Genomic DNA, 20,647 nt, shown 5'->3' with positions numbered 1-20,647 from the left:
TATCCGGGCGCCCCGGCGGCGAGGACGTGCCTCGACGCCGGGTGCCGCCACGGATGGGTCAGAACTTCGGGGCGTCCGGAGCCTCGAGCAGGCCGAGCCGCAGCGCGGTCATCAGCGCCTGAGCCCGGTTGGCCGCGCCCAGCTTCTCGTACAGCTTGGAGATGTGGGTCTTGGCGGTGGACTCGCTGACGAAGAGCTGCTTGGCGATGCCGGCGACGCTCATCCCGTCGGCGAGCAGGCGCAGCACCTGACCCTCGCGGGGGGAGAGCTGCGGGCCGGACGGGGCGAGTCGCCGCTTCATCGCCTCGGCCAGGTCGGCGGCGGTGAAGGCGCTGGGGGAGGAGGCGGCGTGCCGGGCGGCGGCGACCACCTCGTCGGCGGGCGCGGTCTTCGGCACGAACGCGCTGGCCCCGGCCTCCAGGGCGCCGAAGAGCTGGTCGTCGCCCGCGTACATGGTGAGCACCACGATGCCCATGGTGGCGCTGGACTTGCGCAGCGCGCGGGTGGCCTCCAGGCCGCTGCCGTCGGGGAGCCGCAGATCCATGATCACCACGTCCGGCTGCAGCGCGCCGGCCTGCCGCACACCCTCGGCCGCCGTCGCCGCCTCGCCGACGACCTCGAACTGCCGGTCACGCTCGAAGGCGTGGCGCAGGCCCTTGCGGATCAAGTCGTGATCGTCGACAAGGAGGACCTTGGTACGAGTGGCCGGTGTCGGGCTTGTGGTCATCCTCGGGTTACTCCCCTTCTGCTGCTGCGGCGGCGCTACCGCGAACGTTATCGCGCCGGGGTGACGAACCGACCACCACCGCTACGGTCGTCCCGCTCGGCTGTCGCGGCCTGATCTCCAACCGGCCCCGGATACGTTCCGCTCTCTCGGCCATGATCGCAAGACCATAGTGCCCGTCCGAGCGCTGGTCACCTATGCCGTGACCGTCATCCGACACTTCGATCTGTGCGTACGGCGGATCCACCTCGCAGGTGACCCAGAGATTGGACGCTCCGGCGTGCTTACGCGCGTTGGTGACCGCCTCCTGGGCGATGCGCAACAGCTCCGCCTCGGTGGCGGCGGGCAGCCGCGCGGTGGACTCGTCCAGCGACAGGTGCACCCGCAGCCCACCGGAGGCACCCACCGTCCGCGCGTACTCGGCGATCGCGGCGGCCAGGCCGCCGTGCCGGTCCACCTCGCTGCGCAGCTCGAACAGGCTCAGCCGCAGCTCGGTGATCACCCGGGTGACCTCCTGGCGCAGCGTGCGCAGCGAGTCGGCGGTCTCCTCGGCGTCGTCGTGCACGGTGGCCAGCGCGTTGTCGATGCCGTAGCCGACCATCACGAGTTCCTGGGCCACCCCGTCGTGGATCTCCCGGGCCAGCCGCTGCCGTTCCTCGTTCGTGGCCAGCGAACGCACCTCGTCGAAGAGCAGCGCCGCCTCCAGCCGCAGCGCCGCCGGGCCGGTCAGCGCGGTCACCTGGGAGACCACCGAGGGCGGGTACGCCTGCCCGGCGTCGGCCTCCAGCACCACCAGCCCGACCGTCCGCAGCCCGGCGACCAGCGGCACGATCAGCGCCGAGACGTCGTTGCCCCGGTGCGTACGGGACTGCGAGCGGGCCGCGGTCTGCGGCTGCTGGCTGGCCCAGGCGTCGGCGATGGCCGAGTCGGCGTCGAGCGTGGTCTCCCAGTCGACCCGGTCGGCCCCGATCTGCGCGAGCACCACCAGCCGCCCGCCGCCACTGGCGGAGAGCACCGCACCCCGGTCGGTGCGGGCCACCGTGCGCAACTCCTCCAGCAGGTGCTCGGAGATGCCGCCCGGGTCGAGGGTCGCGCCGGGCAACTGCCGGGCCACCGTCCGGAGCTGGGTGAGCAGGCGGGTCGCCTCGGCGTACGGCTGCGGTTTGCCCTCCTGCCGGACCTGCATCACCCGGTGCAGGGTGCTGGCCGCGTACAGGCCGAGCGCGGCCAGGATCAGCCACTGGGCACAGACCGCCAGGAAACCGGGTTGGCTGAGCTGGCGTACCCCGCCGACCTCGGTCAGCGCCCCGGCGACCAGCAGGGTCCCGGCGACGACGGCGATCAGCGTGGCGCCCTCGCGGAAGCGCCGCCGCAGCGCGGTCACGGTGACCGGCACCGCGAGGTAGGGCAGCACCGCGGAGGCGCCCAACCCGCCGACGTGCCCACCGACGGTGGCGACCGCGGCGACCTGGCTCGCGGCCAGGCCGAGCACCATCACCTCGGCCACCCGGCTCAGCGGCCCGACCAGGCGGTGCTGGGGTGCCAGCAGCGCGGGCACCCCGGCGACCGCCAGTAGGGCGATCCACCACAGTTGCGCTACGTCGCGGGTGGCGAGCAGGGTGAGGACGGCGACCAGCGCGAGGACGACCACCCGCGCCGCCGCGGCGAGCGGGTGGGAGCGGGCCAGAGCCGATGTCGAGGCGGGCACGTGACGGATCGTAGTCAGGCGCCGTAGATGTCGGCGATCTCCGCCGCGTACGTCTTGTGGACGACCTGACGCTTGACCTTCATCGACGGGGTCAACTCGCCGGTGGCCTCGGTGAAGTCGCGGGGCAGGATCCGGAACACCTTGATCGCCTCGGCCTTGGAGACCGACTGGTTGGCCTTGTCCACCGCAGCCTGGATCTCCGCCCGCAGCGCCTCGTTCTCGCGCAGCGCCTCGACGTCGGTCCCGGCCGGCAACCCGGCCGACTCCAGCCAGGCCGGCAGCGCCTCCTCGTCGAGGGTGACCAGCGCGGCGATGAACGGCTGCCGGTCGCCGACCACCAGGCACTGGCTGACCAGACGGTGCGCCCGGACCTGGTCCTCCAGCACGGCCGGGGCAACGTTCTTGCCGCCGGCCGTCACGATGATCTCCTTCTTCCGGCCGGTGATGGTCAGGTAGCCGTCACCGTCCAGCGAGCCGAGGTCACCGGTGTGGAACCAGCCGTCCGCGGTGATCGCCTCGGCGGTGGCCGCGTCGTTGTGCCAGTACCCCTGGAAGATCAGGTCACCGGCGATGAGGACCTCGCCGTCGTCGGCGATCCGGATGGTCACGCCGGGCAGCGGGCGGCCGACCGTGCCGATCCGGGTGAAGTCCGGCAGGTTCGCCGAGGCGGCGGGGGAGGTCTCGGTCAGGCCGTACCCCTCGCAGACGGTGACGCCGACGCCCCGGAAGAAGTGCCCCAGCCGCGCGCCGAGCGGCGCGCCGCCGGAGATCGCGTCCCGGCACCGGCCGCCCAGCGCGGCCCGCAGCTTGGCGTAGACCAGCTTGTCGAAGAGCGCGTGCTGCACGCGCAGGCCCAGGCCCGGTCCGGACGAGGTCTCCAGCGCCTCGCTGTACGCGATGGCGACCGCCTCGGCCCGAGCGAAGATCTTGCCCTTGCCAGCGGCCTCGGCCTTCTGCTTCGCGCCGTTGTAGACCTTCTCGAAGACCCGGGGCACGGAGAGCACGAAGGTCGGCCTGACCTCCTGCAACTCGGCGACCAGGTGCTTCGGGTCGGCGCAGTGCGCCATGGTGACCCGGGCGTGCACCACGCCGATCTGGATGAGCCGGGCGAAGGAGTGCGCCAGCGGCAGGAACAGCAGCGTCGACGCGTTCGGGCGGAACAGGTTCGGCAGCACCGGGACCGCGTTGGCGATGTCGGCGTACATGTTGCGGTGGGTCAGCACGCAGCCCTTGGGTCGGCCGGTGGTGCCACTGGTGTAGATGATGGTGGCGACGTCCGAGGAGCGCAGGGCGGCGCGGCGCCGGTCGATCTCGGTCGGTTCCACCGTCGCGCCCGCGGTGACGAGCTCGTCCACCCCGCCGAGGTCGATCTGCCAGAGGTGGGCCAGGTCGGGCAGGTCGTCGCGGACGCCGGCCACCAGGGTGGCGTGGGCGGTGGTCTCCACCATGACGCCGACCGCACCGGAGTCGGCCAGGATCCAGGCGGCCTGCTCGGCGCTGGAGGTCTCGTAGATCGGCACGGTGACCGCGCCGGCCGCCCAGATGGCGTAGTCGACCAGGGTCCACTCGTACCGCGTGCGGCTCATCAGCGCGACCCGGTCACCGGGGCGGACCCCGGCCGCGACCAGGCCCCGGGCCACCGCCACCACCTCGTCACGGAACTGCCGGCAGGTCACGTCGACCCACCCGCCGGAGCCGTCGCGCCGGACGAACTGGACCGAGTCGGGAGCGGCTTCCGCGTTGTCCCAGACCGGGTCGGTGAGGTTGGCGGAATCGCCGACCGTGACGATCGGCGGGACGGAGAACTCGCGCACCTGCACTCCCTCGTGCTCGCTGGCCGGATCTGCCGCCCGGGCGGCTGGAGTGAAACCTACCGTCTGACCGGCCTACGAGCACATCGCAGGTGGGGCGGCGCGGCGCGGGGCCCACCTCGGGACGGGTAGCCTCCCCCCCATGGCGGACTCCTCCACCCAGTCGATCACCATCGGCGCGCCACCGGACCGGGTGGTGGCGGTGATCTGTGACTTTCCGAGCTATCCCGAGTGGGCCGAGGCGGTGCGGCAGGCCGAGGTCGTCGAGGAGTACGAGGACGGCTATGCCAGCCAGGTCCGGTTCGTCCTCGACGCCGGGGTGATGGCCGACGAGTACGTGCTCGAGTACGGCTACTCCGAGGACCTGTTCCACATCGAGTGGCACCTGGTGGCCCCCTCGAAGATGCAGCGGTCCCAGCGTGGCTCCTACGACCTGGTGGCCGACGCCGACGGGGGCACCACCGTGACGTACACGCTGGAGGTGGACCTCGCGGTCGGAATGCTCGGGATGTTCCGCCGCAAGGCCGAGAAGATGATCATGGACGCCGCGTTGAAGCAGCTCAAGCGCCGGGTAGAAGCACTCGGTGCGGCGCAGTGACGCGTCCGGCGACCCGGTCGCCACGGTAGAGGAGCCCAGCATGGGTGCGACAGATCCGGGTACGGCCCGGGAAGAGGCGGAGCGGCTGGTCGCCACTCTGCTGGCCGGCGTCAGGCTGGCCGCCGCCAATCCCGGCGCCGGGCCGTTCGGCCCGCTCGGTGGGATGGTGACCAGTGTCCTCGGTCACAAGGACGCCCCCGGCGACCGGGCTGGTCACGCCGAACCGACCGGCGTCGGTTTCGCCACCGGTGCCGCAGAATGCTGCGTCTGTCCGGTCTGTCGAGGTATCGCCGCGTTGCGTGACCCGAGTCCGGAGTTCGCCGAGCGGCTGGCCACCGGCGCCGGGGACCTCGCCGCCGGTCTGGCCAGCTTCCTGCGGGCCTTCACCCCGACCGACCCGCCCTTCGACCCCAGCGCACCGCCCTCCACCCCGCCCCGGTCCGACCCCGGCCACGCGGGGTCCCCGTCCGACCCCCCGGCATCCACCGCCGGCCCGTCCACGCCGGCCGGGCGCAGCCCGGACAGCGATCACGTGTGGCGCGAGGCCACCCGTACCGGGCATGATTCTCAGCCGGCACCGGAGCGGGACGTCTGGTCCGCCGCCACCCGGGCGGAGGACCCCGCCGCGCCGGTCGCCACGCCCGTCGACGCCGCCGGGCCGGTCGGGCCGACCGCACGCCGCACGCCGGGCGACCGCCCGGTGGTGCCCGCCTCGCGGGTGCCCGACGGTGCGCCTACGTCGGGTGACGAGCCCGCAGCGGAGGCGGAGGCCGTGCCCGGCAGGCCGCAGGGCGAGCCAGGCGACGGGGCCTGACCAGGGGAGGACCCGTACCACCGGCGAGGGCAGGTGCGCGGGGCGGCACAGCAGAGGGGAGTGGCGGCGGTGACGCTGACCATCGGAGTCGACGTCGGTGGCACGAAGGTGGCCGGCGGTGTCGTCGACGACACCGGCAGGGTTCTCGTGCAGACCCGACGGGACACCCCCGCCGACGACGTCGGCAAGACGCGGGACGTCATCATCGAACTGGTCACCGAGCTCGCCTCCGGACACGAGATCCAGGCGGTCGGCATCGGCGCGGCGGGCTGGATCGACGCCAGTCGCTCGACCGTCCTGTTCGCCCCCAACCTGGCCTGGCGCGACGAGCCGCTGCGCGCGTACGTCAGCGCGTCCGTCGGGCTGCCGGTGATCGTGGAGAACGACGGGAACGTGGCCGCCTGGGCCGAGTTCCGCTACGGCGCCGCCCGGCAGGCCGACGACTCGATGGTCATGTTCACCATCGGCACCGGTGTCGGCGGCGGCATCGTGCTCGGCGGTGAACTGGTCCGGGGCGCCAACGGCATCGCCGCCGAACTCGGACACATGCTCACCGTGCCGGACGGCCACCAGTGCGGCTGCGGGCGGCTGGGCTGCATCGAGCAGTACGCCAGCGGCAGCGCCCTGGTCCGGTTCGCCCGCGCCGCCGCCCGGCAGGAGCCGCACCGCGCCACCGCGCTGCTGGAGCTCGCCGACGGTGAGGCCGAGGCGATCACCGGCCCGATGGTGACGGCCGCGGCCAAGGGCGGTGACCCGGTGTCCGCCGAGGCGTTCGCCCAGGTCGGCCGCTGGCTCGGCACCAGCCTGGCGGACATGGCGCAGATCCTCGACCCGCAGGTCCTGGTCGTCGGCGGTGGCGTCATCGACGCCGGTGACCTGCTGATGGGCCCGACCCGGCGTTCGTTCACCGATGCGCTGGCGCAGCGCAGCCGGTTGCCGGTGGCCGACATCCGCCCCGCCGAGCTGGGCAACTCCGCCGGCGTCATCGGCGCGGCCGACCTCGCCCGACGGGTCTGAGATGAGCGCTCCCGGCGTGCCGCTGCGCGTCGTGTCGTACAACGTGCACGGCCAGCGCGACGACACCGCCGCGCTGGCCGAGGTGGTCCGCACCACGGCACCGGACGTGGTGGTGGTCCAGGAGGGCCCGCGTCGCTTCCGGTGGCGGGAGAAGTCGGCCGCGCTGGCCGAGTCGTTCGGCCTGGTGGTCGCCGCCGGTGGGCTGCCCGCCCTGGGCAACCTGGTCCTGACCGACCTGCGGGTACGGGTGACCGGCGCGCGCTGCCAACGGTTCCCGCTCACCCCGGGGCGGCACCTGCGCGGCGCCGCGTACGCCGACTGCGTGGTGGGCCGGTCCGCCCGGTTCACCGTGGCCGGCTCGCACCTGTCCACCGATCCGACCGAGCGGCCCGCTCAGGCGGAACTGTTCCGGCGGGACCTGGCCGCCGCGCCGTACCCGGTGATCGCCGCCGCCGACCTGAACGAGGAGCCGGGCGACCCGGCCTGGCGGACCGTGGCGGAGGGGCTGACCGACACGGCGGTGGCCGCGGACCGCGCCGACCGGCTCACCTACTCCTGCGCGAACCCCCGGCGGCGCATCGACGCCCTCTTCGTCGATCCCCGGATCACCGTGGTCGACTACGACGTGCTGGACACCCCGTTGACCCGCCGTGCCAGCGATCATTTTCCGATCCTGGTCGACCTGCTGATTCCCGCCGTCGACTGACCTTCGGCGCTCCGGGGGACTGGACATCCCGCTCCGTTGTGGAGAGGATTTCGCGCGACCCGGCACCCGTGCCGAGACGAAGGAGACCCCGGTGCCCACCCCCACCGCGCACCACGGTCGGTCCGAACCGGAGACGACCCCCCTCGCCCGCAGCAGTGACGGCCGCCCGGTCTCCGACCGGGGCGACACCGTCTGCGTCATCGGCGCCGGCGCCAGCGGCCTGACCGCCGTCAAGAACCTCGCCGAGCACGGCTTCGGCGTCGACTGTTACGAGCGCGAGACGGGCATCGGCGGCGCCTGGAACTGGCGGCACGACCGCAGCCCGGTGTACGCCAGCACGCACCTGATCTCGTCGCGGCCGTTCACCCAGTTCCCCGACTTCCCGATGCCCGACGACTGGCCCGACTACCCGCACCACAGCCAGTTGCTGTCCTACTTCGAGCGGTACGCCGACCACTTCGACCTGCGCCGGCACATCTGGTTCGGCACCGAGGTGGTGCGGGTCGAGCCGGTCGCCGACGACCGCTGGGACGTCACCACCCGCAGCACCGGCGGGTACGGCCCGGAGCGCACCTCCCGGTACGCGGCCGTGGTGATCGCCAACGGACACAACTGGTCGCCGAAGCTGCCCCGCTACGAGGGACTGGAACAGTTCCGGGGCGAGGTGATGCACGCGTCGTCCTACAAGGACCCGGCCCAGTTGCGGGGCAAGCGGGTGCTGGTGGTGGGCGCCGGCAACACCGGGTGCGACATCGCGGTGGAGGCGGCGCAGCAGGCGGCACGCTGCTGGCACTCCACCCGCCGGGGCTACTGGTACGCCCCGAAGTACGTCTTCGGCCGCCCCGCCGACCAGGTCAACGACACCCTGTTGGCGTTGCGGGTGCCGCTGCGGGTCCGGCAGTGGCTCTATCACCGCACGCTGCGGCTGACCGTCGGCGACCTGACCCGGTTCGGCCTGCCCCGGCCCGACCACCGGGTGTACGAGACGCACCCGATCGCCAACAGCCAGCTCGTCTACTACGTTGGGCACGGCGCGATCACGCCGGTGCCGGACGTGACCCGGTTCCACTCGCACTCGGTGGAGCTGACCGACGGCCGGCAGATCGACCCGGAGGTGGTCGTCTGCGCCACCGGCTACCTGCCGCGCTTCGAGTTCCTGGACGCGAAGATCCTCGGCGACGACGAGGGCGTGGGCCGGCCCCGGTTGTGGCTCAACGCCTTCGTGACGGAGCACCCCACCCTGGCGGTGACCGGGCTGCTCCAACCGGACTCCGGTGTGTTCACCCTGTCGCACTGGCAGGCGGTGCTCTTCGCCCGGCTGCTGCGGCTGCGGACCACCCGGCCGGAGCGGGCGACGGCGTTCGCCGCGCGGGTCCGGGCCAACGCCGGGGAGCGCTACTCGGGTCAGGTCAAGGACTCGACCCGGCACTGGTTCGAGGTCGGCCACGCCGACTACCTGCGGGTGCTGGAACGCGCGCTGCGCGACCTGGAGGCCAAGTGAGCGAGCGAAGCGAGGCGGCGGCGTGAGCGACCGGAGGGAGCGAACCATCGGGTGCGGTGCGGGTGTGTCTCGCGCCGCCGGGGAGCGAAGCGAGGCGGCGGCGTGAGCGACCGGGTACGGGTGATGCGGGCCTGGGAGTGGGCGCGGCCGGTTCGTCCGGTGCCCCGCGAGGTGCTCAGCGCCACGCCCGAGCTGGAGGAGGGGCGGCCACCCCTGCTGTTCGTGCCCGGCTTCGGGCACGGCGCCTGGGTGTACGCCGAGCACTGGCTCGGGCACGCCGCCGCGCGCGGTTTCCCCGCGTACGCGGTGAGCCTGCGGGGGCACGGCGACAGCGGTCCGGCGCCGGACGCGACGCTGCGCGCGTACGCCCACGACGTGGTGCAGGTGGCGGCGGGCCTGCCGCGCCAGGCGGTGCTGGTGGGGCACGGCGCCGGGGCCCTGGTGGTCGCGCACGCCCTGGCCCGGTATCCGGCCCGGGCGGCGGTGCTGGTGGCGCCGGTCCTCGGCGGGTGGGCGACGTTCAGTGCCGCGGTGCGGCGCAACCCGCTCGGCACCCTCCCGGCGGTCTTCGGCGGCGGGCTGCGCCTGCACCGTCGCCAGTTGTTCAGCCGCGAGCTGCCCGAGGCCGACGCCCGGCGCTACACCGGCCGGCTGGGGCGGGCGGCCCGGCGGGCGCAGTGGCGGCTGCTGACCGGGGCCGAGCCGGAGCCGCCGGTGGGCCGTCCGCCGGTGTTGGTGCTGGGCAGTCCGGACGACCGGGTGGTGCCGCCGTCGGCGCTGACCGGGGCGGCCCGCCGGTACGACTCGGCACCGCTGCTCTTTCCCGGCATGGGGCACGACCTGATGCTCGACGCGCGGTGGCAGGAGCCGATCGACGCGATCCTGGACTGGCTGGACAAGGGCCCGGCCCGCGACGACCGCCCCTGAGTCCGCGACGGCTGGCCCGGAACGCGTGACCTCCCGGCCCGGTCCGCGTGGTGCGGACCCGGGCCGGGCCCACCCACCTCAGCCGCTGGTGAGGTGGGTGACCAGGTCGCCGCTCTGGTCCAGGGTGGACAGGTAGGACCGGGCCCAGGCCCGGATGTCGTGCTGGTGCAGGTGCTCGCGCATGGCCCGCATCCGGGTATGGACGTCCGCCGGGTCGGCCCGCAGCGCCGCGAGCAGGCCCTGCTTGAGACCCTCCAGGTCGTGCGGGTTGACCAGGTACGCCTGCGGCAGCTCGGCTGCCGCTCCGGCGAACTCGCTGAGCAGCAGCGCGCCCGCGTCGTCCACCCGGGCGGCGACGTACTCCTTGGCGACCAGGTTCATCCCGTCCCGCAGCGGGGTCACCGCCATCACGTCGGCGACCCGATAGAGCGCGGCCAGCTCGGCGCGGTCGAACGGCTGGGTCAGGTAGTGGATGGCCGGCTCGCCGACCCGGCCGAACTCGCCGTTGATCCGTCCGACCTCGCGTTCGACCCGGTCGCGGAGGATCTGGTACTGGCCGACCCGCTCCCGGCTGGGCACCGCCACCTGCACCAACACGGTGTCGCGGACCTTGACGTGCCCACCGGCCAGCAACTCGCTGTACGCCTTGAGTCGTTGCTCGATGCCCTTGGTGTAGTCCATCCGGTCGACACTGAGGATCACGTGGTCCGGGCTGCCGAGGTCGTGCCGCAGCCGCCGGGCCCGGTCCGCCACCGCCGGGCGGCCAGCCAGCGCGGCCATCTCGGCGGTGTCGATGGAGACCGGGAACGCGCCGATGCGGACCACCCGGTCCTCGACCGCGATCCGCCGGTCGGTGGCCGGCAGGCCCAGCACCTTGGAGACCAGCTGGGCGAAGTTGTGCGCGGCCTGCGCCCGCTGGAAGCCGACCAGGTCCGCGCCGAGCATGCCCTGCAGCAGTTCGGCGCGGCGGGGGAGCTGCATGAACAGCTCCGGCGGCGGGAACGGCACGTGCAGGAAGAAGCCGATGCGCAGGTCGGGTCGGAGCGTACGGAGCAGCCCCGGCACCAGTTGCAGGTGGTAGTCCTGCACCCAGACCACGGCGCCGGGCTCGGCGACCTCGGCGGTGGCCTCCGCGAACCGCTGGTTGACCCGCTGGTACGCGTCCCACCAGCGCCGGTGGTGCTCCGGCTGCTCGACCGCGTCGTGATAGATCGGCCAGAGGGTCGCGTTGGCGAACCCCTCGTAGTGGTCGCGCAGATCCTCGCCGCTCAGCGGCACGGCGTGCATCCGCACCCCGTCGACGTCCGGCAGGCTGGGTGCGGGGCCTGTCCCGCCCGCCCAACCGACCCATGTCGCCGGGGTGTGTCGTAACAGCGGGTGTAGTGCACTCACCAGCCCGCCGGGGCTGCGGCGCCACTCACAGGCGCCGTCGAGCGCCACGTTGTCGTCGATGGGGAGGCGGTTGGCCACCACCACGAGAGAACTCTGTCGCATCTCGGGCATTCCGATCAGCAGGGGGAGTGACCGCCCACGAGGAAAGGAACAACCGGGCAGTCGGCGGGTGACGTGACGTACTGCGGTATTCCTACTGACAGTAAGTTACACCACTGTCACGTCCCCTGGCGTGGGCGGTGCGCGTCCCGGTATCCGGGCGGCTACGGTGCGCGGTGGACGCGGACGTCGGTCGGCTCAGACGACCGCGCCGTCGTCCGGCCCCCGGTCCTCGGCGTCGCCGGGACGCAGCCGCCAGACCAGCGTGACGAATCCGGCCAGGATGCCGGTGAAGCCGAGCAGCGTCACGATGCTCGGGTCGGCGGGGAGCATGTCCGGGAAGAGGAACAACACGAAGCCGAGCACCACGGCGAGGACACCCGCCACGGCGTACTTCGACACCCGGGGTAGGGGCGGGGGCGGCGGCGGGACGTAGCGCTCGTCGTCGTCGGGGTCGTCCGGCAGGTCGGCACCGAAGGTGTCCAGGCCCTCCAGCAGCGACGGACCGTCGCCGTCACGCGGCCCGCGTCCCACCGACACGCCGGAGACGTCGGCGGCGTAGGGCAGGCGGCGTACGTCGGTGGCGGTCGGGCCGGTCGGCTCCTCGGGCGTCGGCCGAGGGGTGGTGATCGTGCTGCTGCCGCCGTCGGCCTGGTCGTCCACGTTCTCGGCGGCGGGCCACGGGTGGTCCCCGCTGCCCGGCGAGTTGTGGAAACCGGCGACGATCCGTTCCCACTCGGCGTCGATGTCCGGTTCCTCGGGGCGGGCCGTGCCGGACTCGTCGGCGAGCTGGCTGAGGTAGTCCCGAGCGGTGCTCAGATGCGAGCGGTCCACGTAGAGCCGGTCGACCGGCCGGGCCGGGACCGTGGTGGTGCGGGTGACCGGGTTCAGGTCGGCCGAGGGTTGCAGATAGGCGGCGATGCCGCCGGCGGCCAGCACGTCGAGCAGGTGCTCACCGACGCGCGGGTCGACGTCGCCGGCGATGGCGTACTCGCTGGCGTCGAGCCCGTTGTCCCGCCGTCCCCGGCGGGCCCCACCCGCTGACACCGGACCATCCTCCTCATCGCGCCGCCGGCGCGCCCCGCGTCCAGCTCCTCGGCGCACCCCCGCACGCCGTGCTCTGAATCGTGACACGTCCGGGGTCGGTTCGGGGAGTGCCTTGTGGCGTGGGGTACGAAGTCGGTGTCCGTGCCGCTGGTCGCGGCCGTACCCCTATGTCCGTTCTTGCTCGGAGCGTGCCAGGGGACACGGTCGGCGACCACGCTCCGCCCGGCGGGTCGGTCGGTCCGCTCGGGCGTTGTGGCGGGCGGTGGAGCTTCGTAGGCTTCCTGCCACGCGGCCGTGCCGTCGCGACGACGACCGCCTCGCCGAAAGGACGCCGGTGCTGTACTGGCTCTTGAAGTACGTGTTCCTCGGCCCGCTGCTGAGAGTGATCTTCCGGCCGCAGGTGGAGGGCCTGCACCACGTACCGGCGACCGGCCCGGTGATCCTGGCCAGCAACCACCTCTCCTTCTCCGACTCGATCTTCACCCCGCTGATCGTGCCGCGGAAGGTCACCTTCGTGGCCAAGGCCGAGTACTTCACCGGCAAGGGCCTCAAGGGCTGGCTGACGAAGATGTTCTTCGTCGGCACCGGCACCATCCCGGTGGACCGCTCCGGCGGTCAGGCCGCCCGCGCCGCGCTGGACACCCAGCTCAGCGTGCTGCGCGCCGGTGGCATCGCGGGCATCTACCCGGAGGGCACCCGGTCACCCGACGGGCGGCTCTATCGGGGCAAGACCGGCGTGGCCCGGCTGGCGCTGGAGAGCGGCGCGCCGGTGGTGCCGGCGGTGATGCTCAACCTGGACGAGATCCAGCCGCCGGGCACGATCGTCCCGAAGCTCGCGCGGGTCCGGATCCGCTTCGGCGAGCCGCTGGACTTCTCCCGGTACGCCGGCATGTCCGGTGACCGCTTCGTCGAGCGCGCCGTCACCGACGAGATCATGTACGAGCTGATGGAGCTCTCCGGCCGCGAGTACGTCGACGTGTACGCGCAGAAGCTCAAGACCATGCCCACCCCGGCACCGGCCGCCTCGGTCGCCGCCTGAGCCGACCCGGGCGGCGGTCAGGAGGCCAGTGTCCGGGTGCCCGCCTCCGACGGGTGGGCCAGGCGGAGTAGCCCGGGTGCGCCGTTGCGGTGCGCGAACGCGCGTACCTCGGTCAGCGGCCCGCTGGCCGCCGCCGGGTCGCCCGCCGCCGCCAGCTCGCGCACCGCGAACGTCAGCGCCAACATCCGGTCGGTCACGTCGGGGATCCCGGCGTAGATCTCGGCGGCGGCCAGGTGCAGCTCGGCCGCGCGTCGGTGGTCGCCGTCGGCACCGGCCAGCGCCCCGGTCACGGTCCGCAGGGCCGCCTCCGACCAGGGCGTACGGTGCCCCACCTGGTCCAGCATGGCGCGGACCCGGGCCGCCGGCTTACGTCCGGACAGGGTGGCCGCCCAGCCGGCGGCGGCGATCCACTCGCCGCTGGCCAGCGCGGGCACCGTCGTCCACGCCCCGGCCAACTCGTCGACGAGCGCCGCGGCCTCCTCGGTGCGCTCCTGCAACGCCCGGCACAGCGCGCCCATCGCCACCATCGTCCAGTGCAGCCGGTGGAAGCCGCTGCGTCGGGCGGTGTCCAGCGCGGCGGCCACGTCGTCGCCGGGTGCCTCGGCGCCCTCACCCGGCTGCCGGGGCGGTCCGGCGGCGGGCGGCACCGGTTGGCCCCGCAGCACCAGCAGGCACGACCGCAGCCCGCGCACCTGCATGTCCCAACTCCCGGTGGGCGTGTCGACGAACGCCTCGGCGGCGGCGAGCAGGCGCGGGAAGTCCCCCTCGAACCAGGCGCGCATCGCCTCACCGGAGTAGCTGGTGGTCAGCGTCTGCCCGCTGGCGGTGCGGGCCGGTGCCGCCGAGAGCAGTGCGTCGGAGCGCAGCCAGTCGCCCTCCTCGCGGACCGCGTACGCGAGGTTCTGGGTGGCCCGGGGCAGCGCCAGGAGTTGGCCGGCGCGGCTGAACTCGGCCAGCGCGTGCAGCTCGTCCAGGCCGGCCCGGTCACCGGCCTGGTACCGGGCGGTGGCCGCGGTGATCCGCGCGTTGGTGCGGGTCTCGGTCAGCCCGAGGCGCTCGCCGATCTCGGCGGCGGTGGCCGCCGCCGCCACCGCCGGATCGCGCTCGTAGTTGAGCATGTGCAGCCGGCCCAGTTCGGCGAAGGCGTCGGCCTTCTGGGGACTGTCCGGCAGCGGCTCGAACAGCCGCACCGCCCGGTCCAGGCAGACCAGGGCGGCCTGCCGGTCGGCCCGCAGCCAGGCCGCCTGGCCGAGCAGCGTCCAGGCCCGTGCCGCGCACGCCTCGTCGCCGCAGGCCAGCAACCGGTCGGCCAGCGTCTGCACCTGCTCCGGCCCGCCGCCGGAGAGGAACGCGTTGCCGTCCCGATAGAACGAGATCTCGGTGCTGAGCAGCTCCAGTTGCAGCCGCCCGACCGGGTCGGAGTCGTCGGCGAGACCGAGCGCGCGGGCCGCGTGGCTGGCGGCCGCGTCCAACCCGTGCAGCGCGTACGCCCGGCGGGCGGCCCGGTGCAGCGCGGCCCGTGCCGGACCGGCGTAGCGACGGGTCTCCAGGTCCAGCGACCGGGCGATCTCGTGCGCCGCCCAGCGGTGGTGGGCCAGCACCTCGGCCAGGTCGGTGTCCCGGCTCTGCGACAGGGTGTCCAGCCAGTCGGCCGTCCGGTCGTGCCGGGCCACCCGCTCGGTGCGCGGCAACCGCTGGTAGCACACGTCGCGGACCAGCACGTGTCGGAAGCGGTACTCCGGCTGGCCGGCCATCGTGGACGCGGCCTGCTCGTGCACGAAGTCGCGCTGCTCCAGCCGGCGCAGGGCGCGCTCGACCGCCTCCACCGGCTGCCCGACGGCGGCGGCCACCGCGCCGGGCCAGAACTGCACGCCGACCACGGCGGCGGCCAGCAGCACCGCCCGGTCCTTCGGGTCGAGCAGGTCGACCCGGTTGGCGATGACCGCGTGCACGCTCTCCGGCATCGGCAGGTCCAGGTGCTTCTCCAGCGACCAGCCGCGCCCCGACTGTCGCAACGCGCCCTGCTCGATCAGCATCCGGACGTACTCGTGCGCGTAGAGCGGGTTGCCGCCGGCCACCTCGATCAGCGGGGTCAACAGGTCGGCCGAGAAGGCGGCCTGCCCGAACATGTGCGCGTACAACGCGGCGATGCCGGTGTCCCGCAGCGGCGGCAGGGTGATGGTCACCGAGCCGGTGATCGTCCCCGCCCAGCTCGGATCGCGGTCGACCAGCTCGGGACGGGCGGTGCAGAGCAGCAGCAGCGGCACGTCCCGGGCCGCCGCGCCGAGCAGCTCCACGAAGCGCAGCATGGCGTCGTCGGCCCAGTGCAGGTCCTCGAAGACCAGCACGGTCGGTCGACGCGCGGCCAGCGCCAGCAGGAAACGCCGCCAGGCCGACTCGGCCTCCTCGGCCGGCAGCGGCGTACCGGCCAGACCGACCAGCGGACGCAGCGCGTCGGCGACCCGGTCGCGCTCGCCGGGCCCGACCAACTCGGCCACCGCCCCGGCGAGCCGCTGCGCGGCGCTGGTGGCCGGGTCGGTGTCCAGGATGCCCGCCTCGGCCTTGACGATGTCGGCCAGCGCGGCGAACGTGACGTTCTCCCCGAACGGCGGGCAGCGCCCGATCCGCCAGGTCAGCGGCTCGTCCACCAGCCGGCCGGTGTGCCGGTGCAGTTCGCGTACCAGCCGGCTCTTGCCGATGCCGGCCCGGCCGAAGACGGTGACCACCTGCGGGCGGCGGTCGCGCAGGCTGCGGTGCAGCGCGTTGACCAGCATGCCCAGCTCGTGCTCACGGTCGATCAGCGGCGTGGTGTCCGGTTCGCGGTCGGTGGCCTGCTGGCGTACCGCGGACAGCGCCAGCCACACCTCCGTCGGCGCGGACCGGCCGCGCAGCGTGACCGGGGGCTGCTCGTCGTAGCGGATGGTGTCCCGGGTGAGCGAATGCGTCGTCCCGTCCACCAGCACCCCACCGGGCGGTGCCACCGACTGCAACCGGGAGGCGGTGTTCACCACGTCGCCGGCGACGATCGCCTGCCCGCCGTCGCGGGCCGCGGCCACGTCCACGAGCGCCTCGCCGGTCGCCACGCCGACCCGGAAGCGCAGTCCGTCGGTGCCGGTGGGGGTGAACCGGGTCAGTACCCGTTGCAGTTCCAGACCGGCGCGGACGCAGCGCAACGCGTCGGTCTCGGTGGCCACCGGCGCGCCGAACAACGCCATCACCGCGTCGCCGATGTACTTCTCCACCACCCCGCCGTACTGCCCGACCACCCGGCGGGCGGCGGAGAAGAAGCCGGTCTGCATGCCCCGGACCAGCTCCGGGTCGGCCCGCTCGACGTACGGCGTGAAGTCGATCAGGTCGACGAAGAGGACGCTGACCCGGCGGCGGTCCTCCTGGGGGAGCGCGGCGGGACGGTCGCTGCCGGCCCGGGGCGTGCCGCAGGAGGTGCAGAAGGCCACGTCGGCGGCGAGTGGGTTCAGGCAGTGCGGGCAGACGGCGCCGAGCTCCGCACCGCAGCCACCGCAGAAGCGGTCGCCGTCGGCGGCGGTGCGTCCACAGCGATCACACTGTGCGGCGATGACACCCTCCACTGGCGAGCCCCCGACGCCCGGGGGCGCAGGTCCGAGTATCGCTGCCCGGTGGACTGTCGGGTACCGGGCTGTTGGCTTGTGGACACTCCTCCGGGCGGTCCGACGCGTACCGAACGGCTAGATTCAGGCAGCCGATCAAGTGGACACGCTGAGCAGGGGGACAGCCTCATGGTGTACGTCATGTTGAAGAGTGACTGGACCGACGGTAACGGAGTCACTCACCCGGCCGGTGACTCGGTCGACGTGGACGCCGCGACCCTCGCGCTCCTGCAGGCGCAGGGCATCGTCGGCGAGGTGCCGGGGTCGGGCAAGGACGGCACGGACTGGGCCGGTCCGGGCGGTACGGACTGGGCCGGTCCGGGCAGCACCAAGCCCTGATCTGGACGGTGCACGGGCGGGGCCGGGGACGATCGTCCCCGGCCCCGCCCGTTCGTCGTGCCCGCGTCGTCGCGGTGGGTCAGCGGTCGCTCATGCCCGCCCGGCGGCGCAGGGCCGGCACGTCGGTGACGACGATCCGTCGACCCTCGGTACGCAGCCAGCCCCGGTTGGCGAAGGACCCGATCGCCTGGTTGACGCTCTGTCGTGAGCCGCCGGCCATCTCGGCGAGCTGGCTCTGGTTCAGCTCGATGGTGATCATCGGAGCCTGACTCTCCCCGGCGAGCCGGACCAGCGTCTTGGCGACCCGTCCGGGCAGGTCGAGGAAGACGTGGTCGGCGTTCTGCTCGGTGAGTCGGCGGATGAGCGCGCCCAGCGAGCGCATCACCGCGTCCAGGATGCGCGGATTGGAGTGCACCAGCTCCATGAAGGCGCCCCGGGACAGGGCGAGGGCGGTGCAGTCCTCGATCGCCTCCGCCGACGCGGACCGGGTGGAGGCGTCCAGCAACGAGACCTCACCGAGAACGTCCGGCGGTCGGATCACCGACAGCACGGCCCGTTCGCCGGTCGGCGCGGTGCGGAACACGGCCACGGCACCCCGTCGCAGCACGATCAGCGACTCGCCGGGGTCGTTCTCCACGAACAGCAACTGACCCTTGCGATACGTCCGGGGCACCGCAGCGGCGATGACCCGCTGACGCACCTCCGGCTCCAGCCCGGCGAACATCTCCACACCCGTGAGCGCGTCGCCCGGCTCCGGCAGGCGCATCTCCACGGCCCCACCCCTCCCCGGTAAAGGACCAAACTCGCTCACCGGGTGAGCCTGGCGGCCCTTGACGAGGTGTTCTGACACCCGTGCGGCGTCCGGCAGCGGTACACATCAGATCATGACGGTCCGGTCGCTTGCTGTACACCCCTCAAATCACTTCCGTGACAGCTTCGAGCTGCGGATGTCCCCCAATCGGGACGATTGGAAACGCTCCCGGGGTGGGTGACCCGGTCGAGCGCCCCCGTCGGGCGTCGGCGAGGATGGCGGGGATGGCCTACCGCTACTTCTACGACTGCGAATTCATCGAGGACGGCCGGACCGTCGAGCTGGTCTCGATCGGCGTCGTCGACGAGTACGACCGCGAGTTCTACGCGGTCTCCACCGAGTTCGACGCCAGCCGCGCCGTGCCCTGGGTCCGCCGCAACGTGCTGGACAAGCTGCCCTCCCCGGCGGACCGGGCGTGGCGCTCGCGGGAGCGCATCCGCGACGAGCTGTACGACTTCCTGGTCGAGCCGATCCGGGACCGGCCCGGCGAGGAACTGGAGCTCTGGGCCTGGTACGCCGCGTACGACCACGTGGTGCTGGCGCAGCTCTGGGGTGCCATGCCGGCCCTGCCCCGGGAGATCCCCCGCTACACCAAGGAGCTGCGACAGCTCTGGGACGAGCGGGGGCGGCCACGGTTGCCGAACGCCGACGCGGCCCGTCACGACGCCCTGGTCGACGCCCGGCACAACCTGGCCCGGTGGCGGGCGATCACCGGTTCGTAGCGCCGGTGTCCCCGCAGTGCGGTCGATCGGTGGTTTGGCCCGTTCTGCCCCGGGCATCGGTGTGGCCAACGGTGCCGAGGCGAGGGAGCGTGACGAGGTGTTGACCGTCCGGGACGCCCGGCGCCGGATCACCGAGTTGATCAGGGCGGCCGAAGTCTGCACGCTCACCACGACCTCGCTCGACGGCCGGCTCGTCGGCCGTCCGATGGCGCTGCAACGCGCGGACTTCGACGGCGAGTTGTGGTTCTTCGCGTACGCCGGGTCGTCGACCGTCCGCCAGTTGCGGGTCAACGCGGAGGTGGCGGTGGGCTTCCACGACCCGGACGGGCGGGTCTGGGTGTCGTTGTCCGGTACGGCCCGGGACGACTACGACCCGGCGCGGGCCGAACGGTTGTGGCACCCGGGGCTCGCCGGGTGGTTCCCCGACGGGGTGGCGACGAGCGGATTGACGCTGGTCGCGGTGCACGTCACCGAGGCGCGGTGCTGGAACGTCCGGGACGGCCGTTCGGTCGGCCTGCTGGGGCAGGGCGACTCGGGCTCGGGCGGTGGTCCGGCGTCCGCCGGTGACGACGCCTACTGACTGGCGGTGACGACGCTTACTGGCTGGTAACCGGGGCGCGGTGTGAGGTGGGCCGGTGCGGCGACTACAGTTCGGGGGGACGGCCCGCCCCGGGCCGGCAACGGTGCCGAGGTCTGACCTGACACTTATCCTGGGGCTTGATCGGGCTTGACCGAATTGCTCCCAGGAGGATGAGCGGATCATGCGTATCGGCGTGCTCACCGGCGGCGGCGACTGCCCGGGTCTCAACGCGGTCATCCGGGCGGTGGTCCGTAAGGGCGTCGCCAGCTACGGCCATGAGTTCGTAGGGTTCCGGGACGGCTGGAAGGGCCCGCTGGAGGGTCTGTCCCGTCCGCTGGGCATCGCGGAGGTCCGGGGGATCCTGCCGCGCGGCGGCACCATCCTCGGCTCCTCGCGGACCAACCCCTTCAAGATCGAGAACGGCGTCGAGCGGATCAAGGAGAACCTGGCCGCACAGGGCGTCGACGCGCTGATCGCCATCGGCGGCGAGGACACCCTCGGTGTCGCCACCAAGCTGCACGAGCTGGACGTCAAGGTCATCGGCGTACCGAAGACCATCGACAACGACCTCGGCGCCACCGACTACACGTTCGGCTTCGACACCGCGGTGAACATCGCGATGGAGGCGATCGACCGGCTGCACACCACCGCCGAGAGCCACCACCGCACCCTGGTCGTCGAGGTGATGGGCCGGCACGCCGGCTGGATCGCCCTGCACGCCGGCCTGGCCGGTGGCGCCAACGTGATCCTGCTGCCCGAGCGGCAGTTCGACGTCGAGCAGGTCGCCGGCTACGTCGAGAAGCGCTTCCAGCACCAGTACGCCCCGATCGTCGTGGTCGCCGAGGGTGCCCAGCCGCTGGAGGGCCAGATGGTCCTGCAGAACCAGGAGCTGGACTCGTTCGGTCACGTCCGGCTCGGCGGCATCGGCCAGTGGCTGGCCGAGCAGCTGGAGGCCAAGACCGGCAAGGAGGCCCGCACCGTCGTGCTCGGGCACATCCAGCGCGGCGGCACCCCGACCGCGTTCGACCGGGTGCTCGCCACCCGGCTCGGCCTGCAGGCGATCGACGCCGTGCACGAGGGCGACTGGGGCACACGAACGGACGGGGCATCACGACCTCTTCTCGGTGGCGAACGAGACGCTTACCCGGCCGCGAGCTGGGTATTCATGTTTCAAACCCGTACTGCA

18 protein-coding genes are annotated in these 20,647 nt (G+C 73.0%); 11 read left to right on the top strand and 7 right to left on the bottom strand.

The features are described 5' to 3' along the window. Nucleotides 1-58 precede the first annotated feature (58 nt). Genes ACWDVW_RS30395 through ACWDVW_RS30385 form a run of 3 tightly spaced genes read right to left on the bottom strand, consistent with a single transcriptional unit; the run spans nt 59 to nt 4,246 of the window. On the bottom strand, nt 59-727 hold the full coding sequence (locus ACWDVW_RS30395; protein ID WP_088972416.1) for a response regulator transcription factor: 669 nt from the start codon (nt 725-727) through the stop codon (nt 59-61). A 7-nt stretch (nt 728-734) separates the two neighbouring features. Continuing rightward, complete coding sequence (locus ACWDVW_RS30390; protein ID WP_449955798.1) at nt 735-2,432, bottom strand: histidine kinase; 1,698 nt, start codon at nt 2,430-2,432, stop codon at nt 735-737. 14 nt (nt 2,433-2,446) lie between these two features. After that, nucleotides 2,447-4,246 (bottom strand): AMP-dependent synthetase/ligase, encoded by a 1,800-nt coding sequence (locus tag ACWDVW_RS30385; protein ID WP_449955795.1) that lies wholly within the window; start codon nt 4,244-4,246, stop codon nt 2,447-2,449. Nucleotides 4,247-4,385: 139 nt separating this feature from the next. On the opposite strand from ACWDVW_RS30385, the gene ACWDVW_RS30380 reads away from it, so the two are divergent. The 6 genes from ACWDVW_RS30380 to ACWDVW_RS30355 all read left to right on the top strand — a co-directional run bounded on the left by ACWDVW_RS30380 (nt 4,386) and on the right by ACWDVW_RS30355 (nt 9,806). Beyond that, a complete protein-coding gene (locus ACWDVW_RS30380) occupies nt 4,386-4,841 on the top strand; it encodes an SRPBCC family protein (RefSeq protein ID WP_449955792.1) in 456 nt (151 codons plus the stop codon). A 40-nt stretch (nt 4,842-4,881) separates the two neighbouring features. Continuing rightward, nucleotides 4,882-5,655 (top strand): hypothetical protein, encoded by a 774-nt coding sequence (locus ACWDVW_RS30375; RefSeq protein WP_449955789.1) that lies wholly within the window; start codon nt 4,882-4,884, stop codon nt 5,653-5,655. A 69-nt stretch (nt 5,656-5,724) separates the two neighbouring features. After that, the gene (locus tag ACWDVW_RS30370; protein WP_449955786.1) at nt 5,725-6,672 is read left to right on the top strand and encodes an ROK family glucokinase; all 948 of its coding nucleotides are present in this window, start codon (nt 5,725-5,727) and stop codon (nt 6,670-6,672) included. Nucleotide 6,673: 1 nt separating this feature from the next. Further along, nucleotides 6,674-7,378 carry an endonuclease/exonuclease/phosphatase family protein gene (locus ACWDVW_RS30365; RefSeq protein ID WP_449955783.1) on the top strand — a complete coding sequence of 235 codons (705 nt, stop codon included), beginning with the start codon at nt 6,674-6,676 and terminating at the stop codon, nt 7,376-7,378. A 91-nt stretch (nt 7,379-7,469) separates the two neighbouring features. Continuing rightward, nucleotides 7,470-8,879, top strand: a complete 1,410-nt coding sequence (locus ACWDVW_RS30360) for a flavin-containing monooxygenase (RefSeq protein ID WP_449955780.1) — start codon at nt 7,470-7,472, stop codon at nt 8,877-8,879. Between the two features lie 123 nt (nt 8,880-9,002). After that, entirely contained in the window at nt 9,003-9,806 is an 804-nt protein-coding gene (locus ACWDVW_RS30355; protein WP_449955821.1) for an alpha/beta hydrolase, read from the top strand. A gap of 78 nt (nt 9,807-9,884) precedes the next feature. On the opposite strand, the gene ACWDVW_RS30350 is transcribed toward ACWDVW_RS30355, so the two are convergent. Next, nucleotides 9,885-11,300, bottom strand: a complete 1,416-nt coding sequence (locus ACWDVW_RS30350) for an alpha,alpha-trehalose-phosphate synthase (UDP-forming) (protein WP_449955777.1) — start codon at nt 11,298-11,300, stop codon at nt 9,885-9,887. 195 nt (nt 11,301-11,495) lie between these two features. Further along, nucleotides 11,496-12,344 (bottom strand): DUF308 domain-containing protein, encoded by an 849-nt coding sequence (locus tag ACWDVW_RS30345; protein ID WP_449955775.1) that lies wholly within the window; start codon nt 12,342-12,344, stop codon nt 11,496-11,498. A 334-nt stretch (nt 12,345-12,678) separates the two neighbouring features. On the opposite strand from ACWDVW_RS30345, the gene ACWDVW_RS30340 reads away from it, so the two are divergent. Beyond that, nucleotides 12,679-13,383: a lysophospholipid acyltransferase family protein gene (locus tag ACWDVW_RS30340; RefSeq protein ID WP_449955772.1), complete on the top strand. Its 705-nt coding sequence runs from the start codon at nt 12,679-12,681 to the stop codon at nt 13,381-13,383. 17 nt (nt 13,384-13,400) lie between these two features. On the opposite strand, the gene ACWDVW_RS30335 is transcribed toward ACWDVW_RS30340, so the two are convergent. Further along, on the bottom strand, nt 13,401-16,970 hold the full coding sequence (locus ACWDVW_RS30335) for an ATP-binding protein (RefSeq protein ID WP_449955769.1): 3,570 nt from the start codon (nt 16,968-16,970) through the stop codon (nt 13,401-13,403). 180 nt (nt 16,971-17,150) lie between these two features. On the opposite strand from ACWDVW_RS30335, the gene ACWDVW_RS30330 reads away from it, so the two are divergent. Further along, complete coding sequence (locus ACWDVW_RS30330) at nt 17,151-17,348, top strand: hypothetical protein (protein WP_236146062.1); 198 nt, start codon at nt 17,151-17,153, stop codon at nt 17,346-17,348. A gap of 79 nt (nt 17,349-17,427) precedes the next feature. Here ACWDVW_RS30330 and ACWDVW_RS30325 read toward each other — a convergent pair whose 3' ends face one another. Beyond that, entirely contained in the window at nt 17,428-18,120 is a 693-nt protein-coding gene (locus tag ACWDVW_RS30325; protein ID WP_013735136.1) for a Crp/Fnr family transcriptional regulator, read from the bottom strand. Between the two features lie 263 nt (nt 18,121-18,383). Between ACWDVW_RS30325 and ACWDVW_RS30320 the strand changes: the two genes are divergently transcribed. From ACWDVW_RS30320 to ACWDVW_RS30310, 3 genes are all read left to right on the top strand, one after another. After that, nucleotides 18,384-18,881 carry a polyadenylate-specific 3'-exoribonuclease AS gene (locus ACWDVW_RS30320; protein WP_131055759.1) on the top strand — a complete coding sequence of 166 codons (498 nt, stop codon included), beginning with the start codon at nt 18,384-18,386 and terminating at the stop codon, nt 18,879-18,881. A gap of 34 nt (nt 18,882-18,915) precedes the next feature. Beyond that, nucleotides 18,916-19,461 carry a pyridoxamine 5'-phosphate oxidase family protein gene (locus ACWDVW_RS30315; RefSeq protein WP_449955765.1) on the top strand — a complete coding sequence of 182 codons (546 nt, stop codon included), beginning with the start codon at nt 18,916-18,918 and terminating at the stop codon, nt 19,459-19,461. A 181-nt stretch (nt 19,462-19,642) separates the two neighbouring features. Next, nucleotides 19,643-20,647 (top strand): 6-phosphofructokinase (locus ACWDVW_RS30310; RefSeq protein ID WP_449955762.1); only part of this gene is annotated, 1,005 nt, incomplete at its 3' end.

The organism is Micromonospora sp. NPDC003241, from assembly GCF_053589795.1.
The sequence above is the reverse complement of the archived record's forward strand: the minus strand, read 5'-3'. Positions and strand labels throughout refer to the sequence as shown.